At 40.3% G+C, this 20,417-nt stretch carries 21 protein-coding genes; 13 read left to right on the plus strand and 8 right to left on the minus strand.

Annotation, left to right across the window (positions count from 1 at the left end; translation table 11 throughout):
- The coding region (locus tag ACR2F3_RS12475; RefSeq protein ID WP_432710305.1) for a hypothetical protein at positions 1–395 on the minus strand (395 nt) is incomplete at its 3' end.
- A gap of 19 nt (positions 396–414) precedes the next feature.
- Between ACR2F3_RS12475 and ACR2F3_RS12480 the strand changes: the two genes are divergently transcribed.
- Both ACR2F3_RS12480 and ACR2F3_RS12485 read left to right on the plus strand, forming a co-directional pair.
- Positions 415–939 (plus strand): alanine racemase C-terminal domain-containing protein, encoded by a 525-nt coding sequence (locus ACR2F3_RS12480; protein ID WP_432710306.1) that lies wholly within the window; start codon positions 415–417, stop codon positions 937–939.
- A 9-nt stretch (positions 940–948) separates the two neighbouring features.
- Positions 949–1,560: a DUF502 domain-containing protein gene (locus ACR2F3_RS12485; RefSeq protein WP_432710307.1), complete on the plus strand. Its 612-nt coding sequence runs from the start codon at positions 949–951 to the stop codon at positions 1,558–1,560.
- Between the two features lie 21 nt (positions 1,561–1,581).
- On the opposite strand, the gene ACR2F3_RS12490 is transcribed toward ACR2F3_RS12485, so the two are convergent.
- Positions 1,582–2,289, minus strand: coding sequence for a TIGR00730 family Rossman fold protein (locus ACR2F3_RS12490; protein ID WP_432710308.1), 708 nt, complete (start codon positions 2,287–2,289; stop codon positions 1,582–1,584).
- A gap of 18 nt (positions 2,290–2,307) precedes the next feature.
- On the minus strand, positions 2,308–3,786 hold the full coding sequence (locus tag ACR2F3_RS12495) for a sodium:solute symporter (protein WP_432710309.1): 1,479 nt from the start codon (positions 3,784–3,786) through the stop codon (positions 2,308–2,310).
- 85 nt (positions 3,787–3,871) lie between these two features.
- Between ACR2F3_RS12495 and recR the strand changes: the two genes are divergently transcribed.
- From recR to trpA, 6 genes are all read left to right on the plus strand, one after another.
- Entirely contained in the window at positions 3,872–4,486 is a 615-nt protein-coding gene (gene recR, locus ACR2F3_RS12500; RefSeq protein WP_432710310.1) for a recombination mediator RecR, read from the plus strand.
- A gap of 6 nt (positions 4,487–4,492) precedes the next feature.
- Positions 4,493–5,308: an SDR family oxidoreductase gene (locus ACR2F3_RS12505; RefSeq protein ID WP_432710311.1), complete on the plus strand. Its 816-nt coding sequence runs from the start codon at positions 4,493–4,495 to the stop codon at positions 5,306–5,308.
- Between the two features lie 269 nt (positions 5,309–5,577).
- Positions 5,578–6,564 (plus strand): anthranilate phosphoribosyltransferase, encoded by a 987-nt coding sequence (gene trpD / locus ACR2F3_RS12510; protein ID WP_432710312.1) that lies wholly within the window; start codon positions 5,578–5,580, stop codon positions 6,562–6,564.
- A 4-nt stretch (positions 6,565–6,568) separates the two neighbouring features.
- Positions 6,569–7,222 (plus strand): phosphoribosylanthranilate isomerase, encoded by a 654-nt coding sequence (locus tag ACR2F3_RS12515; RefSeq protein ID WP_432710313.1) that lies wholly within the window; start codon positions 6,569–6,571, stop codon positions 7,220–7,222.
- A 10-nt stretch (positions 7,223–7,232) separates the two neighbouring features.
- The gene (gene trpB, locus ACR2F3_RS12520) at positions 7,233–8,414 is read left to right on the plus strand and encodes a tryptophan synthase subunit beta (RefSeq protein WP_432710314.1); all 1,182 of its coding nucleotides are present in this window, start codon (positions 7,233–7,235) and stop codon (positions 8,412–8,414) included.
- A gap of 9 nt (positions 8,415–8,423) precedes the next feature.
- On the plus strand, positions 8,424–9,197 hold the full coding sequence (trpA, locus tag ACR2F3_RS12525; protein ID WP_432710315.1) for a tryptophan synthase subunit alpha: 774 nt from the start codon (positions 8,424–8,426) through the stop codon (positions 9,195–9,197).
- Between the two features lie 24 nt (positions 9,198–9,221).
- On the opposite strand, the gene ACR2F3_RS12530 is transcribed toward trpA, so the two are convergent.
- Positions 9,222–9,842, minus strand: coding sequence for an L-threonylcarbamoyladenylate synthase (locus ACR2F3_RS12530; protein ID WP_432710316.1), 621 nt, complete (start codon positions 9,840–9,842; stop codon positions 9,222–9,224).
- A 77-nt stretch (positions 9,843–9,919) separates the two neighbouring features.
- On the opposite strand from ACR2F3_RS12530, the gene ACR2F3_RS12535 reads away from it, so the two are divergent.
- Positions 9,920–11,587: an FMN-binding glutamate synthase family protein gene (locus ACR2F3_RS12535; RefSeq protein ID WP_432710317.1), complete on the plus strand. Its 1,668-nt coding sequence runs from the start codon at positions 9,920–9,922 to the stop codon at positions 11,585–11,587.
- A gap of 336 nt (positions 11,588–11,923) precedes the next feature.
- Here the strand turns inward: ACR2F3_RS12535 and ACR2F3_RS12540 are convergent, their stop codons facing one another.
- From ACR2F3_RS12540 to sucC, 3 genes are all read right to left on the minus strand, one after another.
- Positions 11,924–12,505 (minus strand): pentapeptide repeat-containing protein, encoded by a 582-nt coding sequence (locus ACR2F3_RS12540; protein WP_432710318.1) that lies wholly within the window; start codon positions 12,503–12,505, stop codon positions 11,924–11,926.
- An 85-nt stretch (positions 12,506–12,590) separates the two neighbouring features.
- Positions 12,591–14,039, minus strand: coding sequence for an asparagine--tRNA ligase (gene asnS, locus ACR2F3_RS12545; protein ID WP_432710319.1), 1,449 nt, complete (start codon positions 14,037–14,039; stop codon positions 12,591–12,593).
- Between the two features lie 523 nt (positions 14,040–14,562).
- Positions 14,563–15,753 carry an ADP-forming succinate--CoA ligase subunit beta gene (gene sucC / locus ACR2F3_RS12550; protein WP_432710342.1) on the minus strand — a complete coding sequence of 397 codons (1,191 nt, stop codon included), beginning with the start codon at positions 15,751–15,753 and terminating at the stop codon, positions 14,563–14,565.
- Between the two features lie 81 nt (positions 15,754–15,834).
- Between sucC and ACR2F3_RS12555 the strand changes: the two genes are divergently transcribed.
- From ACR2F3_RS12555 to ACR2F3_RS12570, 4 genes are read left to right on the plus strand one after another with little or no spacing between them, the layout of a single operon-like run.
- Positions 15,835–16,485, plus strand: a complete 651-nt coding sequence (locus ACR2F3_RS12555) for an ABC transporter ATP-binding protein (protein WP_432710320.1) — start codon at positions 15,835–15,837, stop codon at positions 16,483–16,485.
- A gap of 4 nt (positions 16,486–16,489) precedes the next feature.
- Positions 16,490–16,996: a hypothetical protein gene (locus tag ACR2F3_RS12560; protein ID WP_432710321.1), complete on the plus strand. Its 507-nt coding sequence runs from the start codon at positions 16,490–16,492 to the stop codon at positions 16,994–16,996.
- Positions 16,993–17,604 carry an HAD family hydrolase gene (locus ACR2F3_RS12565; protein WP_432710322.1) on the plus strand — a complete coding sequence of 204 codons (612 nt, stop codon included), beginning with the start codon at positions 16,993–16,995 and terminating at the stop codon, positions 17,602–17,604. Before ACR2F3_RS12560 ends, ACR2F3_RS12565 begins: the two co-directional genes overlap by 4 nt.
- Before the next feature lie 56 nt (positions 17,605–17,660).
- A complete protein-coding gene (locus ACR2F3_RS12570) occupies positions 17,661–19,295 on the plus strand; it encodes a S41 family peptidase (protein WP_432710323.1) in 1,635 nt (544 codons plus the stop codon).
- 1 nt (position 19,296) lies between these two features.
- Here the strand turns inward: ACR2F3_RS12570 and ACR2F3_RS12575 are convergent, their stop codons facing one another.
- Positions 19,297–20,241: a DUF4910 domain-containing protein gene (locus ACR2F3_RS12575; RefSeq protein ID WP_432710324.1), complete on the minus strand. Its 945-nt coding sequence runs from the start codon at positions 20,239–20,241 to the stop codon at positions 19,297–19,299.
- Positions 20,242–20,417: the final 176 nt, after the last annotated feature.

Genomic DNA, 20,417 nt, shown 5'->3' on the forward strand with positions numbered 1-20,417 from the left:
TTGGCTGCCCAAATTGCGAGGGCGGCTGGCCCATTGAATTTCCCGGAGCTCCAGGGTTCTGTTGTGGTGTACCGGCCAGAGGAGCATTCAATGTGTTCATTGCTGGGCTCTGATTCGGTGGCATCGGTCCCATTCCGCCAGCCTGGCCTTGCAAAGCTGCCATCTGTGCCTTTCTCGCCCTCTCTTGTGCCTGCATAGCAGCTTGTTGTTGAGCATTGAATTGCTGCCTCATCTGTGGGTTCATCATTCTCTGCTGATTTGGAGTGACCGACTGCACTGGCAGACCAGCCATATTCTGTGGCGTCGTGTTTCCTTGCTGCGATAGACTCGGCTGCATTGCCAGCTGATTGGCATCTTGTGGGTTCTGGTTCTGCTGTGCGCTTTCTTGCCATCATCGATAAATTTACAGCAACATTGGATTACCCATTTATCCGCCATATCGCTAATACAGCTGCGGTAACCCGGTTTCCAGAGGCGCAACTTGATATGGTACGCATCGGTATCGGTTTATATGGTTTCGATGCCGCCTTAAACCACAACCGGGGTTTACACACCGTGACGACCCTAAAAACAACCATTACACAAATTAAACAGGTAAAATCTACCGAAACCATTGGTTACGGTAGGCGTGGGTCACTTCCTGAAGGAGGTACCATTGCCACGGTAAAAATAGGTTACGCAGATGGTTACCGTCGCGATTTTGGTCATGGCGTAGGAAAGATGCTTGTAAATGGGAAGTTGGTGCCCACCGTTGGGTCGATCTGCATGGATATGTGCATGTTAGATGTTACCGGATTAAATGCCAAGGTAGGCGATGAGGTCATTGTTTTTAATGAACAACTGACTATTGCAGAGCTTGCCAAACAAATAAATACAATTCCTTATGAGATCTTAACAAATATCTCTCAAAGGGTTAAACGAATCTATTATTATGAGTAATTTCGCATCATGAACAGAATAGGAAGAGCACTACTAAATTACCTGATTAGAGGATTATTGATCGTCCTGCCTATTTCTTTAAGTGTTTTTATTGTGATATGGGGTGTAAGCACCATTGACAGTTGGTTAAACGTAAACAATATCCTGGGTGTAGACCCTAAAACAGGTGCAAGCCGGAATATTCCAGGGCTGGGTTTAGCCACTATGGTCGGTATCATTCTATTTGCGGGTATTATTGTTACCAACTTCGTTACTGAACCAATGTATAATTGGTTTCAAAAAGTAATGAACCGCTTACCGCTTGTTAAATACATTTATTCATCTATTAAAGATCTTACCGAAGCTTTTGTAGGAGATGAGAAGAAGTTCAACCATCCTGTATTGGTGCAGGTAGAAGGTGATTTGAAAAGAATTGGTTTCCTAACACAGGGCGACTTAAAATCGATAGGGATGCCAGGAGAGGCTGTGGTTTATTTCCCTTTTTCTTATTCCTTCGCCGGACAGGTTTACGTAGTGAGCAAAGAAAAAATATCACCATTAAATATGAGCGCCCCAGATGCGATGAAACTTGTGGTTTCTGGTGGGGTGAGTAGTTTTAAAACAAATACTATGATTAAATAATCATAGTATTTGTTTCTATCATTAAAAATTCGGCTTTAACACATATTTATCATAGAACCTGAAGATATGTTCAACTGCTTCTTCAGCAGTATCAACCAACCTGAATAAATTAAGGTCTTCCGCATGAATGTTGTGTTCTTTCTGTAACATAGTGGTGGTGATCCAGTCAACCAATCCACTCCAGTAATCTTTGCCGACTAATACAATTGGGAAACGGGCTACTTTGCCGGTTTGAATCAGGGTGATGGCCTCAAATAATTCATCCATAGTGCCCATCCCACCAGGAAGTACAATAAATCCCTGGGAGTATTTCATAAACATCACTTTTCTGATAAAAAAGTAATCAAAGTCCAATAGCTTATTGCTGTCGATATATTTATTATGAAACTGCTCAAAAGGAAGATCAATGTTTAAACCAACAGACTTTCCTCCATTTTGATGTGCACCTTTATTACCTGCTTCCATGATACCTGGACCACCACCGGTAATTACCCCATACCCACGTTCAGTAAGGCGACGGCCACATTCAACCGCCATTTCATAATAGTGGTTGGTTTCTGGAGTTCTTGCTGAACCGAAGATGGATACGCACGGACCTATCTTTGCGAGCTTTTCAAAACCTTCTACAAACTCAGCCATTATTTTAAAGATCTGCCAGGAATCTGTTACTTTAATTTCCTGCCAGTTTTTATTTTCAAAAGCACTTCTTATTTTCTCATCACTTGTCATCCCAGGTAGAATTAGTTTTTAAAATTTTGTTTGAGTGGTAGAGTCTTTCCCTGTACACCACAACATTAGAAAGGTAAGTAAACCGTTTAATATAATTAACTCAAAGCCAAGCGCATAGTTAAACCAATTCATGCTGTTGGCATCAATCAATAAACATAAAATTGGTGATACAATACAAATGTAGGGTACTAATTTGTCTTTAGCTGCTTTTTTAGTCAGCAACCCGAAACTAAATAATCCAAGTAGTGGTCCGTAGGTATAACCAGCAGCTTTAAAAATGGCGTTAACCACTGAATCGTCGTTAATTAACCTAAATATCATAATTACAATGACCATTAAAACAGAAAACCCAATGTGTACCCAATGTCTTTTGGTTACAAGGCTAGGGTCGTTTTGATCCGCTTTTTTGTCAAAATGTAAAAAGTCGATACAGAATGAAGTGGTCAGGGCTGTTAATGCAGAGTCGGTAGTTGCAAAAGTTGCAGCAGTTAGCCCTAACATAAACACAATACCAGGAATAATCGCCAAGTGGTTTAGTGCAATTTCTGGGTATAGGTAATCCGGTGTTCTCAATGCGGTAGTATCGATTCCATTTTTTTCGGCATATAAATATAGTAACGCACCTACACTTAAAAAGAAGATGTTCAAGGCAACAAATACCGCAGTAAAGGTGAACATGTTCTTTTGTGCTTCGCCAATGGTTTTCATGCTCAGGTTCTTCTGCATTAAATCCTGGTCTAATCCAGTCATGGCTATGGTAACAAAAACACCGCCAAGGAATTGTTTAAGGAAGTGTGTTTTACTTCCCATGAAGTCCTCCCAAAAGAAAATTTTTGAATAACTGCTGTCTTTAACCGCCTCGAATGTTCCAACCACATCTAGATCTAATGATTTTGCCATGAAAATGATGGAAAGCACAACGGATAATAATAAAAATAATGTTTGCAGTGTGTCTGTAATAATAATGGTTTTTAAACCACCTTTATGTGTATAAGCCCAGATTAAAGCCAGACACATAACAATAGTAACCCAGAACGGAATATTCCAGGCATCGAAAATGAATCGTTGCAAAACAATAGCCACCAGGTATAAGCGGAATGCAGAGCCTATGGTTCTGGAGACCAGAAATATAACCGCGCCCGTTTTGTAACTCCAAAAGCCAAAACGCCTCTCCAGATAGGTGTAGATGGATATGATATTTAAGCGATAGTAAAGGGGCAATAACACCGTGGCAATGATGATAAAACCAACTGCATTACCCATGATAAACTGGAAATAGCCAAAGTCACTGTTTCCTACTGCTCCTGGTACTGAAATGAAGGTAACACCTGATAGTGCTGTACCAATCATGCCAAAAGCAACGAGGTACCACTTAGAGTTTCTATTGGCAATGAAGAATGATGAATTATCTGAGTTCTTTCTGGAAGTATAATAAGCGATACAAAAAAGTACAAGGAAGTAACCTAATAAAAAGGAGAGGAGTATACTTGGGGTCATAGTTTATAATAATGAATTAGGTGCTAAAAGTAATAAAATGATATTTTAAAAGTTAAATAACCGGAGATAAATATAAATTTGTAGCATGAACTTTTCTTCAAAATTACTGGAGGATGCTGTGAATGAATTTGCTAAGTTACCTGGCGTCGGACAAAAAACAGCATTACGTTTAGTCTTGCATTTGTTGAATCAGGAGAAGGATGAGGTAAACCATTTTGGTAATTCCATAATTAAGCTGCGTGAGGAGATTAAACATTGTAATACCTGCCATAATATTTCCGATCAAGAACTTTGTGAAATCTGTCTATCTAAAAAGCGAGAGCGCGAGATTATTTGTGTGGTAGAGGATACCCGTGATGTAATGGCTATCGAGAATACCGGTCAATATTATGGGGTATATCATGTGCTAGGTGGATTAATTTCACCGATGGATGGTGTTGGTCCTTCCGATTTATTTATTGATTCACTAGTACAACGTGTGGCTACAACTCCCGTAAAAGAGGTAATTCTCGCATTGAGTGCTACTATGGAAGGTGACACGACCCTGTTTTATCTGTATAAAAGGTTAAAGGATTTTCAAATTCCAGTTACTACCATTGCTCGTGGAATAGCTTTCGGTGGCGAACTTGAATACGCCGATGAAATTACCCTGGGCCGTTCTATTGTTACCCGAGTACCTTACCAAAGTTCTATTATATAAAGCTAAATGGATTTCAAAAATAAAGTAGTGATTATCACCGGCGCATCGTCTGGTATTGGGAAAGCGCTGGCCATATCTTTCGCAGGTCGTGGCGCAACAGTGGTGTTGGCGGCACGTCATTATGTTACCCTTTGTGAAATTGCCGCATCACTTGAGCAGGAATATGGTATTAAAGCCCTAGCGGTCCAGGTAGATGTAAGTAAAGAGGAAGATTGCAAAGCTTTGATGGTTCAAGCTATACAAACATTTGGCAGGATTGATATTCTGATTAACAATGCCGGTATTTCTATGCGCGCCTTGTTTCAGGACCTTGACCTGTCTGTACTTAAAAACCTGATGGATGTTAATTTCTGGGGTACGGTTTATTGCACTAAGTACGCACTTGATGAAATCTTAAAAACCAAAGGCAGTATTATCGGTGTTTCCTCCATTGCAGGTTACCGCGGGCTGCCCGGCAGAACAGGTTATTCTGCATCAAAGTTTGCCATGAATGGTTTTATGGAATCGCTTAGGACTGAATTATTACCCACCGGGGTGCATGTAATGGTTGCCTGTCCGGGTTTTACCGCATCTAATATTCGCGTTGCAGCATTAGCCAAAGATGGATCCTCTCATGGTGAAACCAGTATGGAAGAAGGGAAAATGATGACCGCAGAGGAGGTGGCAGAAAGCATCATTGCAGGCTTGCTGGCACGGAAAAGAACCCTTATAATGACTGCACAGGGTAAACTAACAGTATGGTTGAACAAATTATTGCCTTCTCTGGCTGATAAGTTGGTTTTTAATCATTTTACCAAAGAGAAAAATGCGCTTATAAAATAAGCCGGGCTAAATACTGGTTTGGTGATTTTTTTATCCTGAATAGCTGCCGAGATGTTTGTAATTAAATAATCCCTGATTTTAATTTATTTGAAAATAGATTTGCAGCTTTCCTAAAACAATACCATATTTGTTTTAGATGATTTTAACAAACGGACTTAACAAGTGGTGGTGGCACAACGCAACAGCGTAGTGTAACCCTATTTTGTACGTTTTATTTTATTATAAAAGATGTGGGTTGCTGTAAAGGCAACCTTTTTTGTTTTACGACCATGAAGAAAATTCTAAACCACTTATTTGAGAACAAGAGTTTCAGTCGTGCTGAAGCGCAAAAGATCCTCACTTCCATAGCCCGTGGCGAATATAATAGCTCGCAGATTGCCGCCTTTATTACTGCTTATGGCATGCGGAACATTACCGTACAGGAACTTCAGGGATTTCGTGATGCCATGCTGGACTTATGTACCAAAGTGGATCTTTCGGATTACTCACTAATTGACCTTTGTGGTACGGGGGGTGATGGAAAGGATACTTTCAACATTTCTACGCTGGCCTCTTTTGTGGTAGCAGGTGTAGGACAAAAAGTAGCTAAACATGGTAATTATGGTGTTTCTTCCGGTTGTGGATCTTCAAATGTAATGGAGTACCTGGGTTACAAGTTTACAAGTGATCAGGATCAGCTAAAACGCAGCCTTGATACAGCGGGCATTTGTTTTATCCACGCGCCGTTATTTAATCCTGCCATGAAAATTGTAGCACCTATTCGTAAAGAATTAGGCGTTAAAACCTTCTTCAATATGTTAGGCCCCCTGAGCAACCCCTCACAACCGCAAAATCAACTGGTAGGTGTATTTAGCCTGGAGCTGGCGCGTTTATATGCATACCTCTATCAGGATACTTCCATAAATTACACCATATTACATGCTTTAGGTGGTTTTGACGAGGTATCCTTAACCAGTGAGGTGAAGGTGTTCAGCAAAAAAGGAGAGGCTATGTTTCAGGTAGCTGACTTTGGGTTTGAAACCATCAGCGAAGAAGCGATCAAGGGTGGAGATACAGTGGCATCCTCTGCGCAAATCTTTATGTCGATATTGAATGGTGAAGGGACTGAAGCGCAAACCAATGTTGTGCTTACCAATGCTGCCCTGGCTTTGCAAACCGTCGACAGTACTAAAACTTTTGCCGATTGTTATTATGAGGCAGAGGAGTCGTTAGTAGCCAAAAAGGCTTTAGCAAGTTTTCGCGCATTATTAAATTAAAACCATGACATTGAAGTTGAAGATATGTGGGATGCGCGACCCGGAAAATATTAAAGATGTGGTTTCCCTGAAGCCTGATTATCTCGGTTTTATATTCTATCCAGGTTCTAAACGGTTTGTTGCTGACCTGGATGTTCCCAGTATCGATGCCATTCCAGAAAATATACGGAAAACGGGGGTGTTTGTTGATGCATCGTTTGAATCGATCGCTGCAGTTGTTTCCAGCTATCGTTTGTCGGCTGTACAATTGCATGGCAGCGAAGATGCAGCTTTTGCAAGCGCCTTTAAACAAGCCTTTCCACAGGTAGAATTGATAAAAGCTTTTGGGATAGATGAGCGTTTTGATTTTGAGACATTGACCGATTTTGCGCCTGTAGTAGATTACTTTTTATTTGATACACAAAGTCTGGCGCATGGAGGTTCCGGGAAGCAATTTGACTGGAACTTGTTAAAAGGTTATACATTAAACTTGCCCTTTTTTTTGAGTGGGGGCATTGGCATCGAAAGTATTCAGGCCATAAAAGAAATTAACGATGGGCGTTTATACGCTATCGACATTAACAGTAAATTTGAGACTGCACCGGCCGTTAAGGATGTGGTCAAATTAACCGAATTCAACAATCAACTTTTTTCCGGTGCCCAGGCAAAGGGAATTTAATATAAGCACTATGAATTATTTTGTAAACGAAAAAGGATACTATGGAGATTTCGGTGGAGCCTATATTCCAGAAATGCTTTATCCAAATGTAGAGGAACTTAGACAGAACTACCTGCAGATTATCAATGATCCTTCTTTCCAGCAGGAATTCCACCAGTTGTTAAAGGATTATGTAGGCAGGCCTTCGCCATTGTACCTTGCAAAGCGTTTATCAGCCAGGTACAATGGCAATATTTTCCTAAAGCGTGAAGACCTTAATCATACTGGTGCTCATAAAATCAACAATACAATAGGTCAGATTTTATTGGCTGAACGTTTGGGTAAAAAGCGAATTATTGCAGAAACCGGAGCCGGACAGCATGGTGTGGCCACGGCAACGGTATGTGCCTTACGTGGCTTGGAATGTGTAGTTTATATGGGTGAAATTGATATTAAACGTCAGGCACCCAATGTTGCACGGATGAAAATGCTTGGTGCAAAGGTCGTTCCAGCTACATCGGGTTCTAAAACTTTAAAAGATGCGACCAATGAGGCTATGCGCGACTGGGTAAATAACCCTGTAGATACCCACTATATTATTGGTTCTGTGGTTGGCCCACATCCTTATCCTGATATGGTGGCTATATTTCAATCGATTATTTCTGAAGAAACGAAAAAGCAATTGCTCGAAAAAACCGGTAATGACCAACCAGACTATGTAATGGCATGTGTTGGTGGAGGTAGCAATGCCATTGGGATGTTCTATCATTTCCTGGATGACGAAAAGGTTAAAATTATTGCCGTTGAAGCCGCAGGTAAGGGCGTAAGTAGTGGGTTTTCGGCTGCAACCACTGCCCTTGGAAAAGAAGGAGTATTACATGGTAGCAGGAGTATCCTGATGCAAACTGATGACGGACAGGTGGTGGAGCCTTTTTCGGTTTCAGCAGGGTTGGACTATCCGGGTATAGGTCCTCAGCATGCACATTTGTTTAAGACAGGCAGGGGGCTTTATGCTTCTGTAACTGATGATGAATCTTTACAGGCGGGCCTGTTATTAACACAGCTGGAAGGAATTATTCCTGCCATTGAAAGTGCACATGCCCTGGCATATTTAGAAAAAATGACATTTAAAGGCGGCGAAAACGTGGTGGTATGCCTATCGGGTAGGGGTGATAAAGACATGGATACCTACATGAAGTACTTCGGATTATAAAGACACAAAATGAACAGAATTAATAAATTATTTGCCGAGAAAAAAAATAATATCCTATCAATATACTATACTGCCGGATTTCCCGGATTAGGAGATACTTTAGAAATTGCAGCAGCTTTGGAAAACGCTGGTGCTGACATGTTGGAAATTGGATTCCCTTATTCAGATCCTGTGGCTGATGGGCCGGTAATTCAGGCCAGCAGTAAACAAGCCTTAGATAATGGCATGACCCTGGATCTATTGTTTAGCCAATTAAAGGACTTGCGAAAAAGAATTACTATTCCAATACTATTGATGGGTTACGTAAATCCCATGCTGCAGTTTGGTGTAGAAAATTTCTGCAAAACCTGCGCAGAAGTAGGGGTAGATGGTTGCATAGTTCCCGATCTGCCTATGGTAGAATATGAAGAGTTTTATAAGGAGAGTTTTGAAAAGTATAACCTGAGCAATATCTTTCTCGTTACCCCACAAACTTCTACAGAGCGTATCCATAAAATTGATTCACTCACCACAGGGTTCATCTACCTGGTGTCTTCATCGGCCACCACAGGTAAAAATCTGCAGTTATCACAGCATACAGATGATTATTTTTCAAGAATTGCTGCTTTAAAGCTAAAGAACCCAACAATGATCGGCTTTGGAATTAACAATAAAGCTACTTTTGATAAAGCCTGTCATTACGCAAATGGTGCCATCATTGGAACTGCTTTTGTAAAGGTAATAGCAGAAGACAAGTCGCCGGAGCGAATTGGTGCCTTTATGGCGCAATTCACTGCTTCTTAATCACACAGAAGTTTGGAGGCACTGCTAAAACAGGTCTTCCAGACTTCCTTTTCCTTCACGTACTACCTCGAATTCTCCGGTAGTGCAGTCAATTACTGTCGACGCTTCATTGCCACCATAGCCGCCGTCTATAACAAGGTCAACGCGATCTTCATACTTCTCATGAATCAGTTCCGGGTCTGTAGAATACTCTAACAGTTCATCTTCATCTTTGATGGAAGCTGATAGAATTGGGTTGCCCAATTGCCGAACAATTTCCTGGGCAATGCTATTGTCGGGGACACGTATGCCGACTGTTTTCTTTTTAGAGCTTAACAGTTTCGGAACATGACCATTGGCATTTAAAATAAATGTATAAGGACCAGGCAATGCTTTCTTAAGCACCCTGAAGGTAGTAGTATCAATAGGTTTGATGTAGTCTGAAATGTTGCTCAGATCCGAACAGATGAACGAGAAGTTAGCTTTGTCTGGTTTAATGCCCTTAATCGCACAAATCTTTTCGATTGCACGCTGGTTGGTGATGTCGCAACCCAGTCCATACACGGTGTCAGTAGGATAGATAATAAGTCCGCCTTTTTTTAAAATGTCAACTGCTTGTTGTATTGCCCTAGGGTTAGGGTTTTCCGGGTATATTTTGATCAGCATATGTAAAAATATGAAAAACTTTCGTCTGTATCTAGATAAATGCCGTACTATTGTCGGTTATTTAGAAGATTAATGAGATGAGAAAAGCTTTTGTTGCAATAGCTGCATTTTTAGTGACAGCTACGGTTATGATCGGTTTAGCATGGCCCCCTTTTTTCTGGGCCTTTATATTTGTTGGTCCAATTGTTATCCTCGGGATTTACGACTTATACCAACCTAAACACAGTATTGTTAGAAACTACCCTGTTATTGGGCGTCTAAGGTATTTTGCCGAGGACCTGCGTCCAAAGGTTTATCAATACTTTGTAGAAAGTGATACCAATGGAAAACCGTTCAGCAGGTTAAGCCGTTCGTTAATATATCAACGTGCTAAAAAGGAGAACGATACTATACCTTTCGGTACCCAACTTGACGTTTATGAAAACGGTTATGAATGGTTAAGCCACAGTATTGCGGCGATAAGCCACCATGAGCTTAATGAAGATCCCAGGGTACTTATAGGAGGGCCTGAATGTTCACAGCCCTATTCTGCCAGCATCTACAACATCTCGGCGATGAGCTTTGGTTCATTAAGCCAAAATGCGATTCTAGCCTTAAATGGTGGTGCAAAAATGGGTAATTTCATGCATAACACCGGTGAAGGTGGGATAAGCGATTACCACATCGCTCCTGGTGGCGATTTGGTGTGGCAGATTGGTACAGGTTATTTCGGTTGCCGTCATCATGATGGTACGTTTAACTTCGAGGCTTTTGCCGAAAGATCAAAAATGGAACAGGTAAAAATGATTGAAATTAAACTGTCGCAAGGTGCTAAGCCTGGCCATGGTGGAATACTACCTGCATCTAAAGTAACACCGGAGATTTCTCGTATACGTTTAGTAAAAGAAGGTTTTGATGTGATTTCCCCTCCGGGGCACTCCGCATTTACAACTCCATTGGAAATGATTGCTTTTGTGAAGAAACTGAGGGCACTTTCCGGGGGTAAACCAGTTGGTATTAAATTATGTATTGGTCGTAAAAGTGAGTTCTTCGCTATTTGTAAGGCTATGGTAGAAACCAATACCTATGTAGACTTTATTACTGTTGATGGGGGAGAAGGTGGTACAGGTGCCTCACCGCAGGAGTTCTCTAATGCTGTAGGGACACCACTTCGTGAGTCGGTTGCTTTTGTATACGATGTGTTATCAGGCTTCGATATTAAAAAGCACATTAAAATCATTGCATCAGGCAAAATCACTTCAGGTTTTGACCTTGTAAAAAACATTGCCCTGGGTGCTGATTTGTGTAATACTGCACGTGGAATGATGTTCGCCCTGGGTTGTATTCAGGCGCTGGAATGTAATAGCAATACCTGTCCTACAGGTGTAGCTACGCAGGATGCAAGTTTAATGAAGGGATTGGTTGTAGATGATAAAAAAGTAAGGGTATTTAACTTTCACCGCTTAACGGTGGCCAGTGCGGTAGAACTATTGGGTGCTGCGGGTTTACGCCATCCATATCAGCTGACCCGTGCGTATATTAATCGCAGGATTTCGCCTAACATGACGCAGTCCTATATTGAAACCTTCCCTTATGCACCAGAAGGCTGTTTGTTGCAAACTCCTTATCCGATGCGTTTTGAGTTAGGTATGACACTGAGTACTTCGGCAAGTTTTGCGCCAACAGATTACAAAGTGTCTTCAGTTGACTATGCCCATGCCAATCCTTATTTAGGACAAGTAGCCTTAGGGCATCAGGATAATTAAGATTTAGAATTTTATGGAGATGCCCTCATCATTGCAAAATGATGAGGGCATCTTTTTTTAATCATGCACTTGTTTTCAGGCTAATTTTCCGTAAGTTAGGGTAATCCACAGGGTAAAGGCGCCAGTTTAACGGGGGCTCAATCTTTTCAGTCACAATCAGTTCCTTAAGTATGGCTTATAAATAAGCCATTCTCCTACTGACCTACCGTGGACCTCCTTCGCACCTTGTCTCACAAATTTGAAAGGAGGTGCATATAAAGAGCGGTGCAGGTGGCCTGGCGATGGCCTAAAACTATAAGCTCTGGTTGGGCTATAGGGAAGACTTGATTTTACTTTTTAGGGTTTAATGATCAGGTCAAACCTACCTAATAATCCTGCCAGGTTATTGGCAGCAAATTTTGCTTTTTTAACCAGATTTTGTGTAGGGTCAATATTGAAATTTACATTGGTACTGAAATCGACGCCACTTAAATTAGTAGACGAAAAAATCGCATGCAGCAAATCGCAGTTTTCTATTTTGCTCTTCGACAAATCGGTCTGTGTAAAGTTTGCACCATGTAGCCTGCAATCGACAAATACACTTTTATTCAATTTTTTATGCTCAAAGCTGGCATAGTCTAATAAGCAGCGTTCAAAAGTAACGTTAAAGCCGAAGTCGCTGGTGGGATAGAAATTAATGCCTATGAGTTTGCAATCCCTAAATAGTACGTCCTGTAATTTGGAGCCGCGTAAATCGGCGTTGCTTAAATTACAGGAAGAAAAAAGGCAGTCAGAGAAATGGTAATCAGAGAGGCTATTAAAAGTACAACCACGAAATTCGACGGATTCAAAATCATTGGGAGTAAGATTTGTGTTAGTGAAATCTGTCTTTTCAATCAGCTGCTGGTAAGACTTTTCTACTATTTTACTGTTTTTCATTGCTCGCAAAAGGGGGGGTAAGTAAAAATAAAAGCCTGTGTCAACATACGACAACAGGCTTTTATGTGATTAAGTTAGTCTGAATTTAAAATTCAGCATTTTTAGGATATCTTGGAAAAGCAATCACATCTCTGATATTTGTCATTCCTGTTACGAATAAAACCAGGCGTTCAAAGCCCAATCCGAAGCCTGCATGTGGTGCTGACCCGAAACGGCGGGTGTCAAGATACCAGTAAAGCTCATCCTGTGGTATATTCATGGCCTCCATGCGCGCTGTAAGCTTGTCTAGGCGCTCTTCACGCTGTGAGCCACCAACTATCTCTCCAATTCCAGGGAAAAGGATGTCCATAGCAGCAACGGTTTTCCGTCCTTGTTCATCCGGTTCGTTCTGGCGCATGTAGAATGATTTTATATCAGCAGGGTAGTCAGTTAAGATTACCGGTTTTTTAAAGTGTTTTTCTACCAGGAATCGCTCGTGTTCCGACTGAAGGTCTGCACCCCATTCATCAATCAGGTATTTAAATTGTTTCTTCTGGTTTGGTTTTGATGATTTCAGGATGGCGATAGCCTCTGTATAAGTTAAACGCTCAAAATCATTGTTTAAACAAAAGTTTAGCTTTTCTAGTAAGGAAAGTTCGCTGCGTTCTTGCTGAGGTTTAGTTTTTTCTTCATCCAATAAGCGGGAGTTCAAAAATTCCAATTCTTCCTTGCAATTCTTTAATGCGTAATCGATCAGATACTTCAGCATATCTTCAGCCAGCTGCATGTTGTCTTCCAGGTCTGCAAAAGCAATCTCCGGTTCAACCATCCAGAATTCGGCAAGGTGACGGGTAGTATTAGAATTTTCAGCCCTGAAAGTAGGCCCGAAGGTATATATTTGTCCGAAAGCCATGGCGGCCAATTCGCCTTCTAACTGACCAGAAACCGTTAAGTTGGTGGCACGGCCAAAGAAATCGGCAGCGTAATCCACTTTTCCGTCGTCTGTTCTCGGTGTATTATCGAAATCGAGTGTAGTCACTTTAAACATTTCGCCGGCACCTTCAGCATCTGAAGCGGTAATGATTGGGGTGTGCATATACACAAAACCTCTTTCATTGTAAAATTGATGTATAGCAAACGCAAGGGCGTGACGTACTTTAAATACCGCATTAAACGTGTTAGTTCTGAAACGCAGGTGGGCAATTTCCCGAAGAAATTCAAGACTATGCTTTTTTGGTTGTAAAGGGTATTTCTCAGGATCACTATCGCCTAATATTTCGATTGATGTTGCCTTGATGTCTATTTTTTGACCTTTCCCCAAAGATTCAACAACCACACCTTGCACGGCGATCGCAGCACCTGTAGTAATGCGTTTTAACAGTTCATCAGGTGTATTAGTAAAATCAACAACTACCTGGATGTTGCCCATACAGGATCCATCGTTTAATGCAATAAACTGGTTGTTACGAAATGTACGTACCCAACCCATCACTGTTACTTCTCTATTAAGTTCGTTGCTTTCCAGCAAGTTTTTAATTTTTTCTCTTTTAATCATGATAGTTCTTTGGAAGACTGTCAAAAATAACGATTTAGTTCTACAAAATAACAGGGCAAGCTGGTTTTTTGAATATGGATGATTTAACGTAATTGTGGAAAGTTATGGTTTTTATTTAGTGTTTTAGCTGATAAGTGGTAATATTCTGTATATTTTATTGATTTATTTATATGTTTTTGTGGTATTTATATATAAATAGTTTAAAATGGCTAAGAATTTAAAGTTAACAATGTATTTATTGGTGGATTATCTGTTTTAAAACATGAAAAATGTGTTGTTATTTCGATTTATTTGGTGTTTTTATAAAATTAGCAGCTTAAATCTGATATTTAATCAAATATATTTTACTTTGTCAGTGTAATTCCTATATTTGTATTGCTCGTTTAATTTATATTTGGTTTAAAGCCGCTGGTTTCACACACCAGCGGCTTTTTAATTTTCAGGTTAGGACATCGAAAACATAGACATAAAAAAACCGACCTCCAAATAACATGGAGGTCGGTTTTTTGTAATGGTATTTGTCTTATGCTAAAACTTTAGTTACTAAAGCAGCTGCATCTTTCAATGCAATTGCAGAATATACTTTAAGTCCAGACTCATCAATTAATTTTTTCGCTTCAACGGCATTTGTACCTTGCAAACGGCAGATAATAGGAACTGGAATATCTCCAATTTCTTTATAAGCGTCAATAACGCCTTGTGCTACACGGTCACATCTCACGATACCACCGAAAATGTTAATTAGAATAGCTTTTACATTTGGATCTTGTAAGATAATGTTAAAAGCTGCTTTTACAGTTTGTGCGTTAGCAGTTCCACCAACATCTAAAAAGTTTGCAGGCTCACCACCAGCAATTTTAATGATGTCCATGGTAGCCATTGCTAAACCAGCACCATTAACCATGCAACCAACGTTACCGTCTAATTTAACATAGTTTAAGTTCGATTCACTTGCTTGAACTTCAGTTGGATCTTCTTCCGATTTATCACGCATTGCTGCATAATCAGGATGACGGAATAAAGCGTTTTCATCTAAATCAACTTTTGCATCTACTGCAATAATTTTATCGTCAGAAGTTTTTAAAACCGGGTTAATCTCAAACATTGCCGAATCAGTATTGTCATAGGCTTTGTAAAGGGCGGTAATAAACTTCACCATTTCTTTATGCGCTACACCACTTAAGCCTAAGTTAAAAGCAATTTTACGTGCCTGAAAAGCTTGTAAGCCAACTTTAGGATCGATATCTTCTTTAAAGATTAAGTGAGGCGTTTTTTCAGCTACTTCTTCAATATCCATTCCACCTTCGGTAGAGTACATAATGATATTGCTGCCGCTTGTTCTGTTTAACAAAACACTCACGTAGAATTCTTTTGTTTCAGAAGCACCTGGATAATAAACATCCTGCGCAACTAATATTTTATTTACTTTCTTGCCTTCAGGGCCAGTTTGTGGGGTAACCAATTGCATTCCGAGAATGGCAGTCGCTCTTTCTTTAACTTCATCCAGGTTTTTGGCTAGTTTTACACCTCCACCTTTACCTCTACCTCCGGCATGGATTTGTGCTTTAATCACAACCCAGTCAGAGTTAAAGTCGGTTTGTATTTTTTTTGCAGCCTCTACAGCTTGCTCTACCGTATCGGCAACAATGCCTTCTTGTACGGCTACTCCAAAACTTTTAAGTATTTCTTTACCTTGATATTCGTGGATATTCATTTGCTGAAAAAATTTGCTCAAATCTACCATTTAGGATTGGTTTTAAAAACTTATTCTAATCTTTATTGTAAGTTTGCGTCTATGCTGAAAGCTACAGGTATAAAAAAATCTTACGGAAGCTTGCCTATTTTAAAGGGAGTAGATTTTGAAGTGAATAAAGGGGAAATAGTCAGTATCATTGGCGCCTCAGGGGCAGGGAAGAGCACTTTGCTGCATATTCTTGGTACGCTTGACCAGCCAGATGCGGGAATTATTGAGCTAAAAGGTGTCCAGGTTAATAAATTATCGGGCTCGTTGTTAAGCATATTTCGTAATCAGAATATTGGCTTTGTTTTTCAGTTCCATCACCTGTTACCTGAGTTTTCGGCACTGGAAAACATCTGTATTCCTGCATTTATTGCTAAAAAAAGTAAAAAGGCTGCAGAAACTAAGGCTTATGAACTACTCGATTTATTAGGCTTGTCTGATCGTGCACACCATAAACCCAATGAACTTTCGGGTGGTGAGCAGCAACGTATCGCTGTTGCCAGGGCACTGGTTAACGACCCAGCTATTATTCTGGCCGATGAACCTTCGGGTAACCTTGATTCTGCAAATGCCACCGCGTTACATCAGTTTTTTATCACCCTTAGGGAAAATTTTAAACAAACATTTGTCATTGTTACTCATAACACCCAGCTGGCAGAAATCAGTGATCGGGTGGTGACCATGAAAGACGGATTAATTATATAACACATTGAAAGTACTCATTACTGGAGGTAATTCCTCTGCCGTTTATAAAATTCTTAAAGCATTTGAAGGCGAACAGGTATTGTTGGCCGACTATGGTGATACACCCGCCTTTGCTGCGGGCAATTATCAATTTGTTTCATTGGGAGAGAAAAATGAAGATATTACTGCTCATCATTTGTTAAACACTTGTTTAGACCATGGCGTTGATGCCTTTTTGCCTTTACATGTATTTGAAGTGTTGGCCGTGGCCAAAGCGCTAACTTTGTTTGAAGAGTTTAATATACAGGTGCTAATTCCATCACAGGTTGAAATTCCCATGTATTTGCAGAATGAGGAAGATGTGCCCAGAGGCCAGAATTGGGCATTATTTGCAAAAGGGGAGCTGATCTATTCGCCTCAGCCCAGTGTGGAACTTACGGAAATTGGGCTTTCAAAAAAACTCAATGGTTTATTTTATGTTCCACAGGACCCTGATGGACTTACCGCAGTACTTTTCACTTTACCAGAATGAGATTTAGTAAATATACAGAGCATTACGATGCTTTCGTTTTTGAATTGGATAATGTGCTGTATCCTGAAAAGGACTTTCTATTGCAGGTTTACTATTTATTCAGCCAGTTTATGGAGTATAGCGAGCAAATTGAAGCAAATGCCATACTTAAATTTATGCAGGAAACTTATGCTGAATCGGGTCCCGAAAATTTATTTGAAAAAACAGCTAGTCAGTTTCATATCGACGAGAAATACAAACTCAATTTCGACCTGTTGCAACGAAATGTACGTCTGCCGCTTAAATTGTTGTTATTTGAACCAATTAGTCAATTCTTAAAGGAAATTGTAGCCACAGCAAAACCTATTTTCTTGTTAGTTTCTGGTAACCCAGAGGCGCAGCTCAATAAGATAAAGCAGGTGGACTGGCAAGGTTTGGAACAATACTTGACTGTCTATTTCAAGGAAGAATTAAATGATGATAATGGTAATGAAGCTTTAGTGTATCTGCTTGAACAACACCAGTTACAGGGAAAAAAGGTATTGATGATCAGTGATGGAGCTTCTGGTAAGGACATGGCACAAGCAGAGTTAAAATATCTGGCTGTTGATGAACTATTTTTACATTAAATACGTATATAATATATTACTCCCACATTAACGTTCTAATCGTAATAGTATTTAATATGATCATCTCTTTATATAAACATAAAGGCTACCTTTTTATGTTCCTAATGGGCATTGGTGTAGCAGCTACCTCCTGCAAGAAAAATGATGTCGAGACACCGGTAATTGAAAATACAAGGGCAGACCTCACCAAAGATTCGATCTTTTTCTATGCAAAAGAGGTTTACCTCTGGAATCAAAGTTTGCCAACCTATGACCAGTTCAATCCTAGAAAATATACAGGTAGAAGTACAGATCTAGAAAATTATGAAGAAGAGCTTTTCGATATCACGCAGTTTGCGGTTAATCCGGAAACCAACAGGCCATATGAGTTCGTTTCCATAAACTCAGATATACCGAAATATTCTTACATCGATGATATTACTACCCAAAATGCAGCCCAGGCTTATATTGTGAAGGCAAAAGCCGATGTGGAACTAAATGGTTCAGGTTATGATTTAGGGTTTTTATCCTTCCAGGGATATGGGAGTAATGAAGCTTACGAATTGTTCGTAACAGCTGTATTTCAGGGATCTCCAGCCGACAAAGCGGGCATTACCAGGGCTACAAGAATTACCAAAATCAATGGCACCGCCATTGGTTCTAATTTTAACGGAGAAAGTGACCTCATTTATTCACTTGTAGAACCAGAAACAACCAAAGCTACGGTCTCTGGTGTAAGGACGGATGGTACAGTTTTTAATGATGTGGAGCTTATTAAAGTGAAATATACCAGTAGCCCCATATATAAGGCCACAACGTTGACAGCAGGATCTAAGAAAATAGGTTACCTGGCGTTAGCGCGATTTTCAGATCTAATTTCTAATGCTAAAAATGGCCTGGATACCACATTTGCTAAGTTTGTTACTAATGGGGTGACAGACCTGATTATTGATCTGCGTTATAACGGAGGTGGCTATGTTAACACAGCAGAATACCTGATTAACCTGATTGCTCCCACATCAGCCACCGGTGTAATGTTTAAAGAACATTACAATGAAACTATGCAGGCAAACCAGGCTACAATTTTAAAAAACCAACCCTTGTTAGATGAAAATGATAAGGTTCAATACCATAGTGATGGCAGGCTGATTACTTATGCTGATGTAGATTATTCTCTTGCAGAAAACACCGTCGACTTTAGTAAAAAAGGCGCGCTTAACGGGGTAACGAATGTGGTATTCCTGGTTACCAGAAACACTGCTTCGGCTAGTGAACTGGTGATTAACAGCCTTAAGCCAGTAATGACCGTTAAATTAGTTGGTCAAACTACTTATGGCAAACCTGTAGGTTTCTTTCCGCTACGTCTTGAAAATAAATACGATTTATACCTGTCGATGTTTGAGACCAGAAACAAGCTGGATCAAGGAGGTTATTATACCGGTATAACCACTGATGTTGTCGATCAGGGTGGTCCTTCTACCGGTGCGGTATTTGACGATGCCACGCATGATTTTGGTAACCCCGAAGAAAATTACACCAAAAACGCAATCAAGCTCCTTGCACCTGGTGCTGTAGTTACCAGTGCCAGGGCGGTAATGAGCATTCGTGGTAAAACTGTTTCTGTTTCTTCAGCTTTAGGTTTACTCGACAAATCGAGGCCTATTAAACAATTTGTTGGAATGGTAGAAACCCGCCACAAATTAAAGAATTAACTTACTGTTTTTTCATTTGTAGCTTCTCTCTGAAGATCGCCTGAATATTTTTTTGCCGGTCAATGTTATCCACTATTTCCAGGATGGCATTGGCCGCACTGATAAAAAAATCGGCATTTATATTCTCATATTTATCGCTGGCTTTGTGGTAATCCTTATGGTCTTCCACACCGAAATAGATCCAAGGAATATTAACGGCATCAAATGCGCCCTGGTCACTTTGATAGGTCCAGTCGTCTACCTTTTGTTTAGGATTATCATGACCGAAAAGAATTCTTAAATTAGGGTTGCTCTGCACCAGGTATTTTCTTAATTCAGGATATTTGTAGGTACCACAGGCATAGATTTCACCCTTATCGCTGTGGCTAATCATATCCAGGTTAATGTTCATCCTGATCTTATCTAACTTTACCGGTGGCTCAGCCACAAAAGCAGCGGAGCCCCTCCATCCTTGTTCTCCTGCGTCGAAGGCAACGAAAATCATCGTGTAGTTAGGTTTAGCTTTTCTGTAGTGTTCTGCTATTTTAAATAAGGCAGCAACGCCCGATGCGTTATCGTCAGCACCATTAAAAACTTCTCCGTTAATCACACCAAGGTGGTCGTAGTGTGCTGAGATGACCAGCGTTTGCTCGCTCTTGCCTGGTATATAAGCCACCAGGTTGGTACCCTGCACCATTTTACCCTGTTCATCTTTATAATTAAAAGTTTGCTCAAATCCATTAAGGGAACTGAAGGCCTGAAGGCCAATTTCATGATATCTCTCGGTTATATATTTACGGGCTAATTCAGCTCCGGGCGTACCGGTTTTACGGCCTTGATAAGCATCAGAGGACAACTCTTTCACATCACTAAGCAATTGTGAAGAATTTTGTGGCTGGTTATTAGAATTTCTGACAGATTTGCAACTGAATAATAAGGCCAGAGGCAACAATAAGTAAATTCTCATGATGGGCTATAAGTTAGTTTATGACATTAGTGTGATCTAAGATATCATTTATTTACGATTACACCACGTGCAATCAGAAATTAGCATTAAGGAGTAATTGTCAGGTATCAAAGAATTTTGTTAGTTCAAGCATTAAAAGAAGATTTGGTAAGAATGCTTCAGAAATAGAAAAGATT

The organism is Pedobacter sp. (assembly GCF_045627485.1).
Lineage (GTDB): Bacteria > Bacteroidota > Bacteroidia > Sphingobacteriales > Sphingobacteriaceae > Pedobacter.

What these genes read in the sequence shown, in the direction of transcription:
- ACR2F3_RS12485 (WP_432710307.1), top strand. Translation starts at nt 949, where the DNA reads ATGAACAGAATAGGAAGAGCACTACTAAATTACCTGATTAGAGGATTA.
- trpB (WP_432710314.1), top strand. Translation starts at nt 7,233, where the DNA reads ATGAATTATTTTGTAAACGAAAAAGGATACTATGGAGATTTCGGTGGA.
- ACR2F3_RS12530 (WP_432710316.1), bottom strand. Translation starts at nt 9,842, where the DNA reads ATGCTGATCAAAATATACCCGGAAAACCCTAACCCTAGGGCAATACAA.
- ACR2F3_RS12535 (WP_432710317.1), top strand. Translation starts at nt 9,920, where the DNA reads ATGAGAAAAGCTTTTGTTGCAATAGCTGCATTTTTAGTGACAGCTACG.
- trpD (WP_432710312.1), top strand. Translation starts at nt 5,578, where the DNA reads ATGAAGAAAATTCTAAACCACTTATTTGAGAACAAGAGTTTCAGTCGT.
- ACR2F3_RS12570 (WP_432710323.1), top strand. Translation starts at nt 17,661, where the DNA reads ATGATCATCTCTTTATATAAACATAAAGGCTACCTTTTTATGTTCCTA.
- ACR2F3_RS12505 (WP_432710311.1), top strand. Translation starts at nt 4,493, where the DNA reads ATGGATTTCAAAAATAAAGTAGTGATTATCACCGGCGCATCGTCTGGT.
- ACR2F3_RS12575 (WP_432710324.1), bottom strand. Translation starts at nt 20,241, where the DNA reads ATGAGAATTTACTTATTGTTGCCTCTGGCCTTATTATTCAGTTGCAAA.
- recR (WP_432710310.1), top strand. Translation starts at nt 3,872, where the DNA reads ATGAACTTTTCTTCAAAATTACTGGAGGATGCTGTGAATGAATTTGCT.
- ACR2F3_RS12540 (WP_432710318.1), bottom strand. Translation starts at nt 12,505, where the DNA reads ATGAAAAACAGTAAAATAGTAGAAAAGTCTTACCAGCAGCTGATTGAA.
- asnS (WP_432710319.1), bottom strand. Translation starts at nt 14,039, where the DNA reads ATGATTAAAAGAGAAAAAATTAAAAACTTGCTGGAAAGCAACGAACTT.
- ACR2F3_RS12565 (WP_432710322.1), top strand. Translation starts at nt 16,993, where the DNA reads ATGAGATTTAGTAAATATACAGAGCATTACGATGCTTTCGTTTTTGAA.
- ACR2F3_RS12495 (WP_432710309.1), bottom strand. Translation starts at nt 3,786, where the DNA reads ATGACCCCAAGTATACTCCTCTCCTTTTTATTAGGTTACTTCCTTGTA.
- ACR2F3_RS12555 (WP_432710320.1), top strand. Translation starts at nt 15,835, where the DNA reads ATGCTGAAAGCTACAGGTATAAAAAAATCTTACGGAAGCTTGCCTATT.
- sucC (WP_432710342.1), bottom strand. Translation starts at nt 15,753, where the DNA reads ATGAATATCCACGAATATCAAGGTAAAGAAATACTTAAAAGTTTTGGA.
- ACR2F3_RS12515 (WP_432710313.1), top strand. Translation starts at nt 6,569, where the DNA reads ATGACATTGAAGTTGAAGATATGTGGGATGCGCGACCCGGAAAATATT.
- trpA (WP_432710315.1), top strand. Translation starts at nt 8,424, where the DNA reads ATGAACAGAATTAATAAATTATTTGCCGAGAAAAAAAATAATATCCTA.
- ACR2F3_RS12490 (WP_432710308.1), bottom strand. Translation starts at nt 2,289, where the DNA reads ATGACAAGTGATGAGAAAATAAGAAGTGCTTTTGAAAATAAAAACTGG.